Raw genomic sequence first — 14,747 nt, forward strand, 5'->3', positions numbered from 1 at the left:
CATGCAGCGCACAGCGAAGCATCTCGCGTGCTGCACTAACCTCAAAACGTCAGGATTTACTGCGCCACGCGAGATGCTTCGCTGCGCTCTGCATGACGGCTAAAAACTAAATCAAACAATGTCGGCCGAAATGCCGCGGTCGTGGATGGCCGAGCAACGCGGTTCCAGCTCCTCGTAGGTGCCGTTTTTAACCGCGCACTTGCCCTTGTGGTGGATAAGCAGCGTGCACTGCTCGGCCTGCTCGGGCTCGTGCTCGCACACGTCGATAAGGGTCTGAATAACGTGCTCGAACGTGTTCACGTCGTCGTTGTAGACAATAAGCGTGCGCAGCTCCTGCTCTTCTTCGAGCGTGAGGACGTCCTCGTCATAATCAATCTGCGGGCGGGTAGCGGGGAAAGCCATAAGGCAAAAATACGACGACTAAGGCCGCCAGTAGAGTAGTGGCACCGGATTATAACCCCTGCTACCGTGGTTTCGTTTCCGAAAAAATGGGTAATGGGGTAATTGGCGTAATGGGTAATGCTAAGCATTCATTACCCATTACGCCAATTACCCCATTACCTAATTCCACTACTCTACCTTGCGGTCGCCGCTCGTGAATTCCAGCATCCAGTCGGGGTACTCCGAGGCTAGCTTGCTGACCTCATCGAGCTGCTGCAATTCCTCGGGCGTAAACTTCACATCTACCGCCGTGAGGTTGTCTTCCAACTGCTCCATTTTCTTGGCCCCGATGATGGCGCTGCTCACTACTTTTTGGTGCAGCAGCCAGGCCAGTGCCAGCGCGGCCACGGTGCTGCCCTTGGCCTCGGCCATCGGCTTTAGCTTGTCGATAATATCGAACGCCAGGTCTTTGTTAACGGGCGGGAAGTCGAAGCCACTACCGCCGCGCCGGCCTTCGGCCTGCTGGTTTTCGCGGGTGTACTTGCCGCTGAGGAAGCCGCCGGCCAGCGGGCTCCACACCATGAGGCCCACCTTTTGGTCGAGCAGCAGGGGTACGATTTCGCGCTCCAGCTCGCGCCCCGCAATGGTGTAGTAGGCTTGCAGCGACACGTACTTTTCAAGGTGCTGGTACTGCGACACCCCGAGGGCCTTCATGAGCTGCCAGGCGGCCACGTTGCTGGCCCCGATGTAGCGCACCTTGCCGCTGCGCACGAGGTCGTCGAGGGCGCGCAGCGTTTCCTCCCAGGGCGTGAGCGGGTCGAAGCTGTGCGTCTGGTAGAGGTCGATGTAATCGGTACCTAGGCGCTTGAGGCTGGCCTCAGCTTGGGCGATGATGTGCTTGCGGGTGAGGCCGGTATCGTTGGGGCCGTCGCCCATTTTGCCGCGTACCTTGGTGGCCAGCACCACGTCGTAGCGGTTGATGCCGAGGTTGCGCAGGGCCTGGCCGGTTATCTCCTCCGAGTGGCCCTCGCTGTACACGTTGGCCGTGTCGATGAAGTTGATGCCCGCCTCAAGGGCGCGCTTGGTCAGGGCATCGGCCCCGGCCTGGTCTACACCGCTGATGGCGCCGAAGCGGCCGCCCGTGGTGCCGAAGGTCATGGTGCCCAGGCAGAGCTCCGATACTTTCAGGCCAGTATTGCCTAAGAGATTGTATTTCATAGTACTTAGTGGCTTTTGATGTTAAAAACGTCTGTCATGCTTCGACTCCGCTACGCTGCGCTGACGCCAGATAAGCATGACAGAATCTATTACTTCCCGACCTTATCCAGCGTGGCCATGTCCTCGGCCGACAGGGCAATGTCCGCCGTTTTTACGTTCTCCTCTAGGTGGTTGACCTTCGAGGTGCCGGGAATGAGCAGGATGTTGGGCGAGTGGTGCAGCAGCCAGCTCAGGGCAATTTGCTGCGGGGTGGCGCCGTGCTGCTGGGCAATTTGGTCGAGCGATTTCAACGCCTCGGCGTTGCCGCCGGCCAGCGGGTACCACGGAATGAAGGCCATGCCCTGCGCACGGGTGTAGTCGAGCACGGGCTCCCACTTGCGGTTATCGACCGAGTACATATTCTGCACCGACACGATATTGACAAACTCCTGGGCCTTCTTAATTTGCTCCACACTGACTTCCGACAGGCCGATGTGCTTGATGAAACCGTCCTGCTGGGCTTTTTGCAGGAAGCGCAGCGTGTCCTCAAACGGCACTTTGTCATCGACGCGGTGCAGCTGGTAGAGGTCAATTTGCTCGACCTTGAGGCGCTGAAGGCTGCCGTGCAGCACTTCCTCTAGGTGCTTGGGGCTGGCATCGATGGGCCACTGGTTGGGGCCGGTGCGTAGCAGGCCGCCCTTAGTGGCCACCACCAGGCCGGCGGGGTAGGGGTGCAGGGCCTCGGCAATCAGCTCTTCCGACACGTTGGGGCCGTAGCTATCGGCGGTGTCGATGAAGTTGATACCTAGCTCCACGGCGCGTTTGAGCACCCGGACGCTCTCGTCGTGGTCCTGGGGCGGGCCCCAGGTGCCGGGCCCGGTGATGCGCATGGCGCCGTAGCCGAGGCGGTTCACGGTGAGGTCGCCGCCGATGGTGAAAGTCTTGGCGTAGGTGGGCGTGGGGGAGCTCATGATAGGGAAGATGTACGTTTAATGAAGTGAAAAACAGCGCGTAGTACCGCGGCGCGGCGATGGTGTAAACGACGCAGCGCGCTAAGTGTTCGGGGCCGGGGGTTAGCTTCGCGGTCTGTATTATGCCAGTTCCCTCCTCCGATTTCAAAAAAGCTCTAGGTCGCCTTTCCGATAAGGAAAAGGAGGCGCTGGTGCTGCGCGCCGTGCGCCGCGACGCCGAACTCTACGACACCTTCGGCTTTGAGCTGCTGCCCGACGCGACCCTCGAAAGCGTGTATGACACGAGCGCCGACCGCATCCACGAGCTCTTCAACGTGGCCGTGACGGGGCGCTTGCTCAACCGCAGCCTCGTGAAAGCCCTGCGCGCTGCTTTGCAGGAAGCGGCCCGCGCCCGGCGCATCACCAAGCACAAGCAGCTCGAAATTGACCTGAGCATGTACATTCTGCGGCTGATTTTTGACAACTACACCGGGCAGTTCAGCAGCGAGTACCAGGGCTTCTTCGTGGGCACGGCCCGGCTGGCGGCCCGCCTCACGCAGCTCATCCCGAAGAGCCTGCACGAGGACCTGTGGCTGGAATACAAGACGGAGCTCGATGGCTTTCTAACCCAACTGCACGGCCGCAGCAAGAGCCGCGAGCTCAAATTTGAGCTCCCCAGGGAGCTGGTGATACCGGAGTAAATAGGTTGAATGAGATTATGAAGCACGGCCATCATGCTGAGCGGAGCCGAAGCATCTCTACCGATGAACTAACTCTTTCGCTAGCAACGAAGCGGTAGAGATGCTTCGACTTCGTTATGCTGCGCGGACGCCAGATGAGCATGACGAATACTACTGTTTTGATTATCAGCAATGTCTACTCCCCCCACTACCCCCGCCACCTGGCCGCAAGTACCGCGCTGGCTCACGCTGCGCCAGTCGTTGCGCATGGCCCGCGACCCGGTGGGCAACCTCAATAAGGTGCTGGCGGCCTACGGCGACACCGTGCACCTGTACCTGGGCGGTGTGAAGCCGTCCATCGTGACGCGCGACCCGGCGCTGGTGCAGCACGTGCTGCAGAAAAACCACCGCCGCTACCACAAGTCCGACCTCACGCACGGGCTGCTGCGCTACCTGGGCAAGGGCCTGCTCACCAACGAGGGCGCCGATTGGCTGCGCCAGCGCCGGCTCATTCAGCCCGGCTTTCACCGGCAGCGCTTGGCGGGCCTCACCCGCCTCATGCGGGTCGCGGCCGATGAGTGGGTGGCCGAGCTCGACGCCCTAGGTGCCGCTACCGGGGCCGCGGTGGAAGTAGACGCCCACGCCGCCATGACGCGGGTGGCGTTTCGCATCGTGGCGCGGTCGGTGTTTGGCAACAGCCTAGGCGACGCCGAGCTGGTGCAGCTCAGCGACTGGCTCACGGCCATTCAGCTGTTCTATGTCACCACCATTCGGCAGCCCTATCTGCTGCCCGTGCAGCACCTGCGCGGGCGCTACCGCCACCACGACGACCTGGCCCAGCGCCTGCGCGAGCTGGTGCGCGCGGCCATCGGCCGGCACCGCGCCACCCAGGCGGCCGCCCCCGCCGATGCCGCCCCGCCCGACGACCTGCTGCAAATGCTGCTCGATGCGCGCTACGAAGACAACGGCGAGGCCATGACTGAGCATCAGCTGGTTGACGAGCTCAACATCCTGTTGGTGGCGGGCCACGAAACTTCGGCCAACGCCCTGGCCTGGGCTTTCTACCTGCTGGCCCGCCACCCCGCGGCGCAGGACCAGCTAGTGGCCGAAATTGAGCGCGAGCTGCCAGCCGGCCAGGCCGTGGAATTTGCCGATTTGCCGCGCCTGCCCTACGCCCTGCAAGTGGTGCAGGAAGCCATGCGCCTCTACCCGCCCGCCTGGATAATCGACCGCGTGGCTACCGAAGACGATGAGTTTCAGGGCGTGCGCATTCCGAAGGGCAGCGTGTTTTCGCTCTACGTGTACGGCGTGCACCACCACGCCGGCCTGTGGCCCGCGGCCGAGGAATTCCGCCCCGAGCGCTTCGCCCCGGACGCCCAGCCCGCGCTGCCCACCTACGGCTACCTGCCCTTCGGCGGCGGCCCTAGGTTGTGCGTGGGCAGCCACTTTGCCCTCACCGAGCTTCAGCTGGTGCTTATCCAAACCCTGCGCCGCTACCGGGTGCTGCCCACCACCGCCACGCCCCCCGGCATGAACCCGCTGGTGACGCTGCGGCCCGCCGGCGAGCTGCGCCTGCGCTTCGAGCGGCGGGGGTAGGAGAGTATGAGGGTAGGAGGGTATTTCAATCTTCCCACCCACACCCTCCTACCCCCAAACCCTCTTACCCTTCTAAAATATCCTGATATTCCGCCTTGTGGCGTTGCACGAAGGCCTGCATAAACTCGCAGCTGGTGCGCACCTTCAGGTGCTGCTCGCGGGCGTAGGCGAGGCCCGTGCGGGCTAGCTCATCGGCCTGGCCCTGGCCGCGCGCTTCTTCGGGCACGAAGGTGTGGGTAAAGTCGATGACGCCGGGGGCGGGTAGCGTGTAGGCCAGTTCGGCGGGGTCATTGGCGGGGCCCGCCAAAAAGGTTTGCTCTTCGGGATGGTGCTGAATAGTCATGTGTAGAAGAAAAAGTGGAGACAATGCCCCTACCTAGGGGCTACCGAGCCGGCGCGAGAAACCAGAAACCGCAAACGGGAGTAAACACAAGACGGGCGTGGCCCGATATGGTTTTCTATCAGCTTTTCTTTTCCCTCCCATGAGCATTTTCTCGAACTCCGACGACCCGGCTGCGACTGACAAGGGCGCCCTGCCCGCCGAACAGCAAAAGCGCGCCGACGAAGCCCGCCCCCAGGTAGACACCGCCGCTACCGAAGCGCAGGCCGGCACGCCCCGCTACGGCGACTTTGGCAACCCCAACAACGTGGAGAACCAGGGCGGCTCGCCCCGCAACGACGGCAGCAACGATAACCCCGACGAGTTCAGCGAGTTTCGCGATAAAGACGCGTCGGCTACGGAAGACTATTCGACCGACGCGCAAAACGCCAACCCCGAGCAGCAGCGCGGCCACGTAGCCCAAAACCAGGACCCGCAGGCCGTGCGTGCCGTGCAAAATGCCGACGCCGACGCGCAAAAAGTGGGCTGGGCCGAAGACGACGAACGCTACGCCGGCGGCCACAAGCAAGCCTCGTTTAAAGGAAAAAACGACGAGGAACATTCTAACGACTAAGCACTTCTTCTTATGGCCTCTATTCCTCAAACGCCGGACACCAACAACCTGAACGACAAGGCCGGTGCCCCCAGCGATGCCCCCGCCAACGCCGCGCCCGACGCGCGGACGGAGACCGAAAAAGAATCGGATAGCTTCCTCGACCGCGAAACGGCCGGCCAAGTATTCGACGACAACAGCGGCCAGCAAATGGCCGACATGATGGACGATTCGCTGCGCTCGGATACCCAAGCCCCCGACGGCCCATCGCCCGCCAGCGCCGACAACCTACCCGACGAGCTCACGCACGCCCGCGACGCTAATTTCACGCTGCCTGAAATGCAGCACCAGGGTAAAAACCTGACCGCCGAAAGCGACCCGGAAGAGTAGTTGCTAGGCGTAGAGACGCGAGATATTGCATCTCTGCACCCAAGCCACAAAAGCGCCTGCGGCCACCCGGCCGCAGGCGCTTTTGCATGTAGTCAGGATACCAGGACTTGCCGCTTAGTTGGCTCCTAGTATGATTTCGCTAACCCGCCGCCCCCCGCGCCCGTTCTGACAAGCCTTACGCTTATTCAGAATGGAAGAATCAACTAACCGTCCCGGCTATGTGCGGGTGCGCGGCGCCCGCGAGCACAATTTGCAAAACGTGGACGTGGACATTCCGCGCGATGCGCTGGTGGTATTTACGGGCGTGTCAGGGTCGGGCAAGTCGTCGCTGGCGTTTGGTACGCTCTATGCCGAGGCCCAGCGGCGCTACCTAGAGTCGGTGTCGCCGTATGCGCGGCGGCTGTTTCACCAGCTCTTGGTGCCCGAGGTGGACAGCGTGGATGGGCTGCCGCCGGCCGTGGCCTTGCAGCAGCAGCGCGGCGGCGGCACCACGCGCTCGTCGGTGGGCAGCGTCACAACGCTTTCTAACCTCTTGCGGATGCTGTACTCGCGGGCCGGCGACTACCCCAAAAACCAGCCGATTATCTACGCCGAAGGCTTTTCGCCCAACACGCCGGAAGGCGCCTGCCCCACCTGCCACGGCCTAGGGCGGGTGTACGAAGCCACCGAGCGCTCGATGGTGCCCGACGACGCGCTCACTATCCGGGAGCGGGCCATTGCGGCGTGGCCCACCGCCTGGGGTGGCCAAAACCAGCGCGATATATTGGTGAGCCTGGGCTACGACGTGGATAAGCCCTGGCGCGACTTACCCCAGAAGGAGCGCGACTGGATACTCTTCACCGACGAGCAGCCGGTGGTGCCCGTGTACCCCGGCTACTCGCCCGAGGAAACGCGCCGCGCCCTGCGGCGCCAGGAGCAGCCCAACTACATGGGCACGTTCAGTAGCGCCCGGCGGCACGTGTTCCACTCGTTTGCCAACACCCAGAGCGCCCAAATGAAGAAGCGGGCGCTCCAATTTATGCTCAGCACCGAGTGCCCGCTCTGCCACGGCAAGCGCCTGCGGCCCGAGTCGCTGAGCGTAACCTTTGCGGGGCTCGATATCGCTGATATCTCACGCCTGCCGCTCAAAGCACTGGCGGCGCTGCTGCGGCCGTATGCAGAAAGTGAGGTCAACCGCGGGGCGGACTACGACGCGCAATTTCCGGAGAAAGTCATTGTGACGCAGCGTATTGCCGACGACCTCTGCGGCCGCCTGGGCGTGCTGCTCGACCTAGGGCTCGGCTACCTGACGCTGGAGCGCAGCACGCCCACGCTCTCGCCCGGCGAGCTGCAACGGCTGCGGCTGGCCACCCAGGTGCGCTCCAATCTGTTCGGCGTGGTGTACGTGCTCGACGAGCCCTCGGCCGGCCTGCACCCCGTGGACACGGCGGCCCTGCTAAAGGCCCTAGGTGGCCTGCGGCGAGCCGGCAACTCGCTGTTCGTGGTCGAGCACGAGCTGGAAGTAATCAAGCAGGCCGACTGGATAATAGACGTGGGGCCGGGCGCCGGCGAGCAGGGCGGCCACATCCTCTACAGCGGCCCGCTGGCGGGCCTGGCCAACGTGGCAGAGTCGCAAACGCGCCCGTATCTGTTTGACCAAGCGCCCTTGGCGCCCCGCGCACCACGCGAGCCCAGCGGCTGGCTGCGGCTGCGCGGCGTCACGCGGCACAACCTGAATCGGCTCGACGCCGATTTTCCTCTGGGGGTCTTCACCAGCGTCACGGGCGTGTCGGGCTCGGGCAAATCGACCTTGGTCAGCCAGGTGCTGGTCGAGCTCGTGGCCCGGCACCTAGGGCAGGAAATCGCGCCCGAAGAGCCGGAAGGCGACGCGCTGGAGCGCGCCGACGAGGCCGCCACCGAAGGCCGCATTACCGAAGGCATCGCCCAGATAAGCCGCCTGGTGCGCGTGGACCAGCAGCCCATCGGCCGCACGCCGCGCTCCAATATGGCCACCTACACCGGCCTGTTTGACCACGTGCGCAAGCTGTTCGCGGCTACGCCCGCGGCCCGCCAGCGCCGCTACGACGCGGGCCGCTTCTCTTTCAACGTGGCCAAGGGCCGCTGCGAAAACTGCCAGGGCGAAGGTTTTGTGATGGTTGAGCTGCTGTTCCTGCCCAGCGTGTACACGCCCTGCCCGGTGTGCCACGGCACCCGCTACAACGCTAAAACGCTGGAAATAACCTACCGCGAAAAGAACATCGCCGATGTGCTGGGCCTGACCGTGGATGCCGCCTGGGAGTTCTTCGCCGAGGAGCCCGCCGTGCAGCGCGCCCTCACGGTACTGCGCGAAGTGGGCCTGGGCTACCTGCGCCTGGGGCAGCCCGCCACCGAGCTCAGCGGCGGCGAGGCCCAGCGCATCAAGCTCGCCGCCGAGCTCCAGCGCCCCCCTAGGGGCCACTCGCTCTACGTGCTCGACGAGCCCACCACCGGCCTGCACCCTGCCGACGTGGAGAAGCTCCTCAAGCAACTCCACGGCCTGGTGGATGCCGGCAACACGGTAGTGGTGGTCGAGCACGACATGCACGTAGTCGCCACCAGCGACTGGGTTATTGACATTGGCCCCGGTGCTGGCGACGAGGGCGGCCAGGTGGTGGCGGCCGGCCCGCCGGCCGCCGTGGCGCAAGTGAAAAAGAGCAAAACTGCGCCGTATTTGCAGCGGTTTTTGGCGGGGGAGTAGGTAGCGTTTGTTATTGCGAGGAGGCACGACATTCTGCGCATCAAGCAGAGACAATCGCATCAGGACGAGTGCTCGGCGAACCATTTGGGTAATCCCTAGGTGCGATTGTCTCTGCTTGATGCGCAGAATATCGTGCCTCCTCGCAATGACAACGCTTCTTCTAATCAACCAATAGTATCCTCCTCACCCATGCCCACCCTGCCGCCCGACCTGCGCCGCGCCCTCTTCGACCTGCCGCCGAAGGAAAAAGACCAGCTACTGGCCCGCCTCGTAGCCCAGGATGCCGTGCTGACCGAGCAACTGGCCCACCGCCTGCTCGAGGGCCCCGACGGCGTAGCCGACCGCCGCGCCGTGCTGCGCCAGCAGGTCGATGACCCCGTGCGCGGCTACCACCAAACGCCTAATGACCTGTTGGTTATCCTGCGGCAGCTACAAGCGCGCCTGGCCTACCACACTCGCATCACCGACGATGCCTTTGGCGAGGTCGAGCTGAGCTTGCGTCTGTTGGCCAACGTGTTTCAGCACCAGCCCGCCGTGGTGGCGCGGCTGCACGGCCCCACCCAGCCGCTGCTCCAGCATTTGGTGCGCCGCACCCAGGAAGCCCTCAAGCAAGCCAACAAACTGCACGCCGACTACCACCTCGAGCTGGCCGAAACGGCCACGGCCGTGCTCGGCGGCCTCTACGCCTCGGGCGCCGCGCCGCTGGCCCGCGAGGCCGGCCTGCCCCGGCAGTGGCCGGCCGGGTAGGGGCGGGGCTGCTGGCGTACCTGGTGTACCGTGGACCCTGCGGGTCCGCGCGTGGTATCGCCCGGCTGCTACTATCCACGCGCGGACCCGCAGGGTCCACGGTACATCAGCAACTACTCTTATCTTTACAACGGCTGCGCTTAATTATTAAGGCTTTATGAAATATATTCTTACTATCATTCTATTTGTGCTGTTGCGGCTGGGTGCCTGGGCCGAGCCGCCTACCCTGCCGGGACGGTTGGTGCTGAAGCTAAAGCCAGCCGCCGCTCCGGCGGCCGTGGCGGCCGCGCTCCGCGCCCTAGGGGCCACGGAATTGACCCAGAAATTTCCGCAGGCTACGGCTCCCAATTCCGAAGTACCGGGCAGCGTGGACCTGCGCCGCATCTACCAAGTGCGGGTGCCGGCCGGGGCTACGCTGGCCAAAGCGCGGGCCCTGTTGCTGGGAACCGAGGCCGTGGAGTACGTGGAGCCGCTCTACGTGCGCGAGCCGCTCTACCAGCCCAACGACTTGTACGCTGACTCGGTGAGCGGCTTGCAGTACTACCTCAAGCGCATCAATGCCTACCGGGCCTGGGATTTTACCAAGGGCGACACGACCGTAGTAATTGGCCTCACCGATACCGGCATGCGCCCGAGCCACACCGATTTGGTGCGCAAAATCAAGTATAACTACGCCGACCCCATCAACGGCGTGGATGATGACCTCGACGGCTACGTCGACAATTTTCGGGGCTGGGATGTGGCCAACGGCAACAACGACCCCGCCACCAACGCCGACGGCGCCTACCACGGCTCCTTGGTGGCGGGCGTGATGGCGGGCCAGGCCGACAACGGTATCGGCGTGGCGGGCGTGGCGTTCAACTGCAAGTTTTTACCGGTGCAGGTGTTTCCGGGCACCAGCACGGGCTCGTTTTCGGGCTACGAGGCCATTGTGTACGCGGCCGACCACGGCTGCCGGGTCATCAATATGTCGTGGGGCGGGGCGGGCGGCTACTCGCGCTTCGAGCAGGATGTGTGCACCTACGCTGCCGTAAACAAGGATGCCGTGCTGGTAGCTGCCTCGGGCAACACCCACGGCGACCTGCGCTTCTACCCCGCCTCCTACGACCACGTGCTGGCCGTGTCGGGCACCGACGAAAACGATGCTAAGTGGGAGTTTGCCACCTACGGCTACCGCATCGACCTGAGCGCGCCCGCCACCAACATCTGGTCGGTGAAGGGCGATAGGGCTGATACCGATTACCGGGCCAGCTCGGGCACATCGCTGGCGGCGCCGCAGGTGGCGGGGGCGGCGGCGCTGGTGCGCGGGCGCTTTCCGCAGCTGCGGGCCGAGCAGGTGATGGCCCAACTGCGGCAGTCGGCCGATACGGCGGTGTACAGCCTGCCGGCCAACGCTGCCTACCGCGGCAAGCTCGGTACGGGCCGCCTCAACGTGGGCCGGGCCGTGGCCGCGCTCAGCTACCGCGAGGCGCGGGTGGTAACCAGTACCCTGGCCCCGGCCCGGCCCGCCGGCTACGCCCCCGGCGAGCGCGTGCAACTGGCGATTATGGTGCGCAACCTGTTGCAGCCCTTGACTGGGCTCACGGTTACGGTCACGTCGCTCTCGCCCTACCTCACGGTGCAGCAGGGCAGCTTCGCAGTGGGTAACCTCAATGCGCTGGCCCAGAGTACCAACGCCGACCAGCCCTTCCAGCTGACCGTGGCCAGCGCGGTGCCACCAAACGCCAGCGCTACTCTGCGCTACCGGCTCACGGCCGCCGGCGGCTACCAAACCGACCAGTACCTAGACATACGCCTCAACCCCGATTTTGCACAGCTCGACGCCGGTGACCTGGTGGCCAGCCTCAGCAGCCGCGGCAGCCTGGGCTACGATGGCGGCTACGACCAGGGTGGCCTCGGCGTGAGCTACCGCACCGTGGGCCCGCTGCTGAGCGAAGGCGGCCTGCTGCTGGCCACCTCGCCCACGCGGGTTTCTGACCGCCTGCGCGCCGCGCCGGGTACCCTACGCGAGTCGTTCTACACCGAGTCGCCCATTCGGCGGGTTCTGCCCGGCCCCCGCGCCGACCAGGAAGCCTACAGCACCTTCCGCGACTCGCTGCCCACCGCGGCGGCGCCGCGCTCGGTGGGCGTGCGGGTGCGCCAGCGGGGCCTAGCCTGGGCCGCGCCCGCCGCGCGCCGCAATTTTATTGTGCTGGAATATTCACTCAAAAACATCACCGCCGATACCCTCAAGCCCCTCTACGCGGGCCTGTTCACCGACTGGGACCTGCCCGGCGAAACCGGCCGTAACCTGGCCCGCTACGACTCGGTGCGGCACCTAGGGTACTCCTACGACCCCCTGGCCCCGCGCCTCTACGCCGGGGTGCAAGTGCTGGGCCGCGGCCCGGTGGGCATCTATTCGATTGATAATAACGCCGCCACCGGCACGCCTATCTTTTTCGGCGATGGCTTCAGCCCCACCGAAAAGTACCTGGCGCTCAGCGGCGGCTTTGGCCGGGCGCACCGGGCCGCGGGCGCCGAGCCCGCCGGGGCCGACGTGTCGCAGGTGCTGAGCACGCTGGTGCCCCGCCTGGCCCCCGGCGATTCGGCCACGGTGGCCTTCGCGGTGCTGGCCGCCCCCACGCTGGCCGAGCTGCAAGCCGCCGCCGCGGCTGCCACGGCCGCCTACGTGCCCTCGCAGCCGCTGGCCACGACCGCCGCCGCCGCGGGCACCTGGCAGGCGTATCCTAACCCGAGCACCGGCTTGGTGCAGATAGTGCTGCCCGTAGGTTTTGGCGTGGCCACGGCGCAGGTGCTCAATGCCCTAGGTCAGGAAGTGGCCCGCCAGGCCCTAGGTGCCGCGGGCGGCGAGCTGCGGCTGCCTACGCTGGCCGTGGGCGTGTACACCCTGCGCATTTCGGGGGCGGGCGGTACGCTGGTGCGCCGGCTGGTGCGCGAGTAGACCGGATTTTTTCCTAGGTATGCAAACCCCTGCGCCCCACCGGGCGGAGGGGTTTTGCGTTAGAGCGCAGGCCGGCGCGCGCAGTAGCTCGGACTACAAAGTCCAAGCTACTATCCTTAATCCGCACTATTTGGCGTCGGCCGTGTTAATCTTGCCGGGCCAATCAGCTTGGCTTTCGCCGACCTTTTCCTTCTCCTGCTCTTATGTATGCTGCCGACATCCAGCTCCGCGTTCGCTATGCTGAAACCGACCAAATGGGCTACGTCTACCACGGCAACTATGCCGCCTACTTCGAAGTCGCCCGCACCGAGTCGTTTCGCCAGCTTGGCATTCGCTATAAGGACCTGGAAGCCCAGGGCGTGGGCATGCCGGTGGGCGAGCTGCACACGCGTTTCCGCCGACCCGCCCGCTACGACGACCTGCTCACCATCCGGGTTATGCTCAAGGAGTTGGCCGAAGGCTCGCGGGTGAAATTCGAGTACGAAATCCGCAATGAGGCCAACGACCTGCTCACCGAAGGCTATACCCTCATGGTATTCGTGAGCACCACCAACGGCCGCCCCGTGCCCATCCCCGACAGCGTGCGCGAAAAACTAACGCCGTATTTTTCCGAAGCCGAGGCGCTGGGCCCCCTAGGCCCCGGCCGCGCCACGCCCGGCGAGGCACCCGCTCCAGCCTCCTTCGGTAAATAGTGAGTGAATTGATAAAGGAGTGATTGAGTGAATGATTCATTTCAGAGACTCCTTCACTCATTCACCAGTTCACTCCTTCACTCATTCAAAGCATGCTCGCTCCTCCCACCCGCCGCCGCGCTTTGGTGCCCGATGTGCGCCGCCACCGCGCCTACCGCACCCTCATGGCCTGGGGCAAGCGCAAGCACCTGCGCGGCGGCAGCCTCTCGCTCTACGACGTGGGCGAGCGCGTGCTGCACGAGCTGCGTCTCGACTCCCTGGAAAAGCGCGCCGCCTACATGGCCTTCAACCTCACGCTGGCCCTGTTTCCGACCATTATTTTCCTGTTCACGCTCATTCCCTACATCCCGGTGCCGAGCCTTGACGTGGACATTCTCCAGTTCCTGGCCGACATCATGCCCCACGAGTTGTACGCGGCCACCGCCACCACCATTGAAGACATCGTGCGCATTCCGCACGGCGGGCTGCTCTCGTTCGGCTTTGTGACGGCGCTGGTGCTCAGCAGCAACGGCATCATGGCCCTGCTCGACGCGTTTGAGAAAAAATACCCGTGGTTCAAGCACCGCGGCTACCTGCACAAGCGCCTGATTGCCACCGGGCTCACCTTTGTGCTGGCGCTGCTGCTGGTGGTGGCTATCGCGGGCATCTTTTTCGGCACCTTCATCATCGACGGGCTGGTGTTCTACGAAATTGTGCCCGAAAGCTCGTCCGAATTCATGACGATGGCCCTGCGCTACGGCTCACTCATCGGGCTGTTTCTCACCACCACCTGCGTCATTTACTACTTCGTGCCGCCGGTGCATGACAAGTGGCCGTTTTTGTCGGTGGGGGCGCTGGTGGCCACGCTGCTCATCTTCCTGGTCTCGTTTCTGTTCACGCTCTACGTGCGCATTTTCAACTCATACAACACGTTTTACGGCTCCATTGGGGCGCTGGTGGGCTTCATGGTGTGGCTCGAATTTGTGTGCATGACGCTCATTATCGGCTTCGAAGTCAACGTGAGCATGGACGCCGCCACCGGCCGCCTAAAAAAAATTAGTAATTGACAATGAGCAAGGAGCAGACTCGGAAGCGGAATTTTTACGAGTTATCTGCTCCTTGCTCATTGCCCATTGCTCATTGCTTCCTACTTTTGCAGCCCCAACCACTCGTTTGGGACCCTAGAGAGGTGGCAGAGTGGTCGAATGCGACGGATTCGAAATCCGTTATACCTGCAAGGGTATCGGGGGTTCGAATCCCCCCCTCTCTACGAAATGGTAAAGTAGTGAGTTGGTGAAGTAGCTTCCATACTTCGCCGATTTGCCGTTTTACCATTTTATTTTTAGAGAAGTGGCAGAGTGGTCGATTGCGGCGGTCTTGAAAACCGCTGACTGTTACAGGTCCGGGGGTTCGAATCCCTCCTTCTCTGCAACCCCCCCCCGTTTCCAGCTTGGAAACGGGGGTTTTTCTTTTCTGGGGCATGTCCGGCGGGCTACTTTCCGAGCTTTTGCGCCTGCTGGAGCAAGCGCGCCGCTCCTGCGGGCGG

The 14,747-nt window shown here is 63.7% G+C and carries 13 protein-coding genes and 2 tRNA genes; 11 read left to right on the forward strand and 4 right to left on the reverse strand.

The window, feature by feature from the left end:
• Positions 1-111: 111 nt before the first annotated feature.
• The 3 genes from ACFSDX_RS20050 to ACFSDX_RS20060 all read right to left on the reverse strand — a co-directional run bounded on the left by ACFSDX_RS20050 (position 112) and on the right by ACFSDX_RS20060 (position 2,549).
• Positions 112-402 (reverse strand): ATP-dependent Clp protease adaptor ClpS, encoded by a 291-nt coding sequence (locus ACFSDX_RS20050; RefSeq protein ID WP_382316812.1) that lies wholly within the window; start codon positions 400-402, stop codon positions 112-114.
• A gap of 168 nt (positions 403-570) precedes the next feature.
• Entirely contained in the window at positions 571-1,599 is a 1,029-nt protein-coding gene (locus ACFSDX_RS20055) for an aldo/keto reductase (RefSeq protein ID WP_382316814.1), read from the reverse strand.
• Positions 1,600-1,688: 89 nt separating this feature from the next.
• A complete protein-coding gene (locus ACFSDX_RS20060) occupies positions 1,689-2,549 on the reverse strand; it encodes an aldo/keto reductase (protein WP_382316816.1) in 861 nt (286 codons plus the stop codon).
• A gap of 122 nt (positions 2,550-2,671) precedes the next feature.
• Between ACFSDX_RS20060 and ACFSDX_RS20065 the strand changes: the two genes are divergently transcribed.
• Both ACFSDX_RS20065 and ACFSDX_RS20070 read left to right on the forward strand, forming a co-directional pair.
• The gene (locus ACFSDX_RS20065) at positions 2,672-3,229 is read left to right on the forward strand and encodes a hypothetical protein (protein WP_382316817.1); all 558 of its coding nucleotides are present in this window, start codon (positions 2,672-2,674) and stop codon (positions 3,227-3,229) included.
• Positions 3,230-3,400: 171 nt separating this feature from the next.
• The gene (locus tag ACFSDX_RS20070) at positions 3,401-4,804 is read left to right on the forward strand and encodes a cytochrome P450 (RefSeq protein ID WP_382316818.1); all 1,404 of its coding nucleotides are present in this window, start codon (positions 3,401-3,403) and stop codon (positions 4,802-4,804) included.
• Between the two features lie 64 nt (positions 4,805-4,868).
• Here ACFSDX_RS20070 and ACFSDX_RS20075 read toward each other — a convergent pair whose 3' ends face one another.
• Positions 4,869-5,147 (reverse strand): GNAT family N-acetyltransferase, encoded by a 279-nt coding sequence (locus tag ACFSDX_RS20075; RefSeq protein ID WP_382316819.1) that lies wholly within the window; start codon positions 5,145-5,147, stop codon positions 4,869-4,871.
• Between the two features lie 139 nt (positions 5,148-5,286).
• Between ACFSDX_RS20075 and ACFSDX_RS20080 the strand changes: the two genes are divergently transcribed.
• From ACFSDX_RS20080 to ACFSDX_RS20120, 9 genes are all read left to right on the forward strand, one after another.
• Positions 5,287-5,757 carry a hypothetical protein gene (locus ACFSDX_RS20080; RefSeq protein WP_382316821.1) on the forward strand — a complete coding sequence of 157 codons (471 nt, stop codon included), beginning with the start codon at positions 5,287-5,289 and terminating at the stop codon, positions 5,755-5,757.
• A 12-nt stretch (positions 5,758-5,769) separates the two neighbouring features.
• The gene (locus ACFSDX_RS20085) at positions 5,770-6,126 is read left to right on the forward strand and encodes a hypothetical protein (protein ID WP_382316823.1); all 357 of its coding nucleotides are present in this window, start codon (positions 5,770-5,772) and stop codon (positions 6,124-6,126) included.
• A gap of 190 nt (positions 6,127-6,316) precedes the next feature.
• Positions 6,317-8,842: an excinuclease ABC subunit UvrA gene (locus ACFSDX_RS20090; protein WP_382316825.1), complete on the forward strand. Its 2,526-nt coding sequence runs from the start codon at positions 6,317-6,319 to the stop codon at positions 8,840-8,842.
• Positions 8,843-9,031: 189 nt separating this feature from the next.
• Positions 9,032-9,589, forward strand: coding sequence for a hypothetical protein (locus ACFSDX_RS20095; RefSeq protein WP_382316826.1), 558 nt, complete (start codon positions 9,032-9,034; stop codon positions 9,587-9,589).
• 157 nt (positions 9,590-9,746) lie between these two features.
• Positions 9,747-12,530, forward strand: coding sequence for a S8 family serine peptidase (locus tag ACFSDX_RS20100; protein WP_382316828.1), 2,784 nt, complete (start codon positions 9,747-9,749; stop codon positions 12,528-12,530).
• Between the two features lie 203 nt (positions 12,531-12,733).
• Complete coding sequence (locus ACFSDX_RS20105; protein ID WP_382316830.1) at positions 12,734-13,222, forward strand: acyl-CoA thioesterase; 489 nt, start codon at positions 12,734-12,736, stop codon at positions 13,220-13,222.
• 92 nt (positions 13,223-13,314) lie between these two features.
• The gene (locus ACFSDX_RS20110) at positions 13,315-14,268 is read left to right on the forward strand and encodes a YihY/virulence factor BrkB family protein (RefSeq protein WP_382316832.1); all 954 of its coding nucleotides are present in this window, start codon (positions 13,315-13,317) and stop codon (positions 14,266-14,268) included.
• Between the two features lie 116 nt (positions 14,269-14,384).
• Positions 14,385-14,471 (forward strand) — tRNA-Ser (locus tag ACFSDX_RS20115).
• A 74-nt stretch (positions 14,472-14,545) separates the two neighbouring features.
• Positions 14,546-14,630: transfer RNA gene (locus tag ACFSDX_RS20120), tRNA-Ser, on the forward strand.
• The last annotated feature ends 117 nt before the right edge of the window (positions 14,631-14,747 follow it).

The sequence above is a fragment of the Hymenobacter bucti genome, from assembly GCF_042681145.1.
GTDB classification, from domain to species: Bacteria; Bacteroidota; Bacteroidia; order Cytophagales; family Hymenobacteraceae; genus Hymenobacter; species Hymenobacter bucti.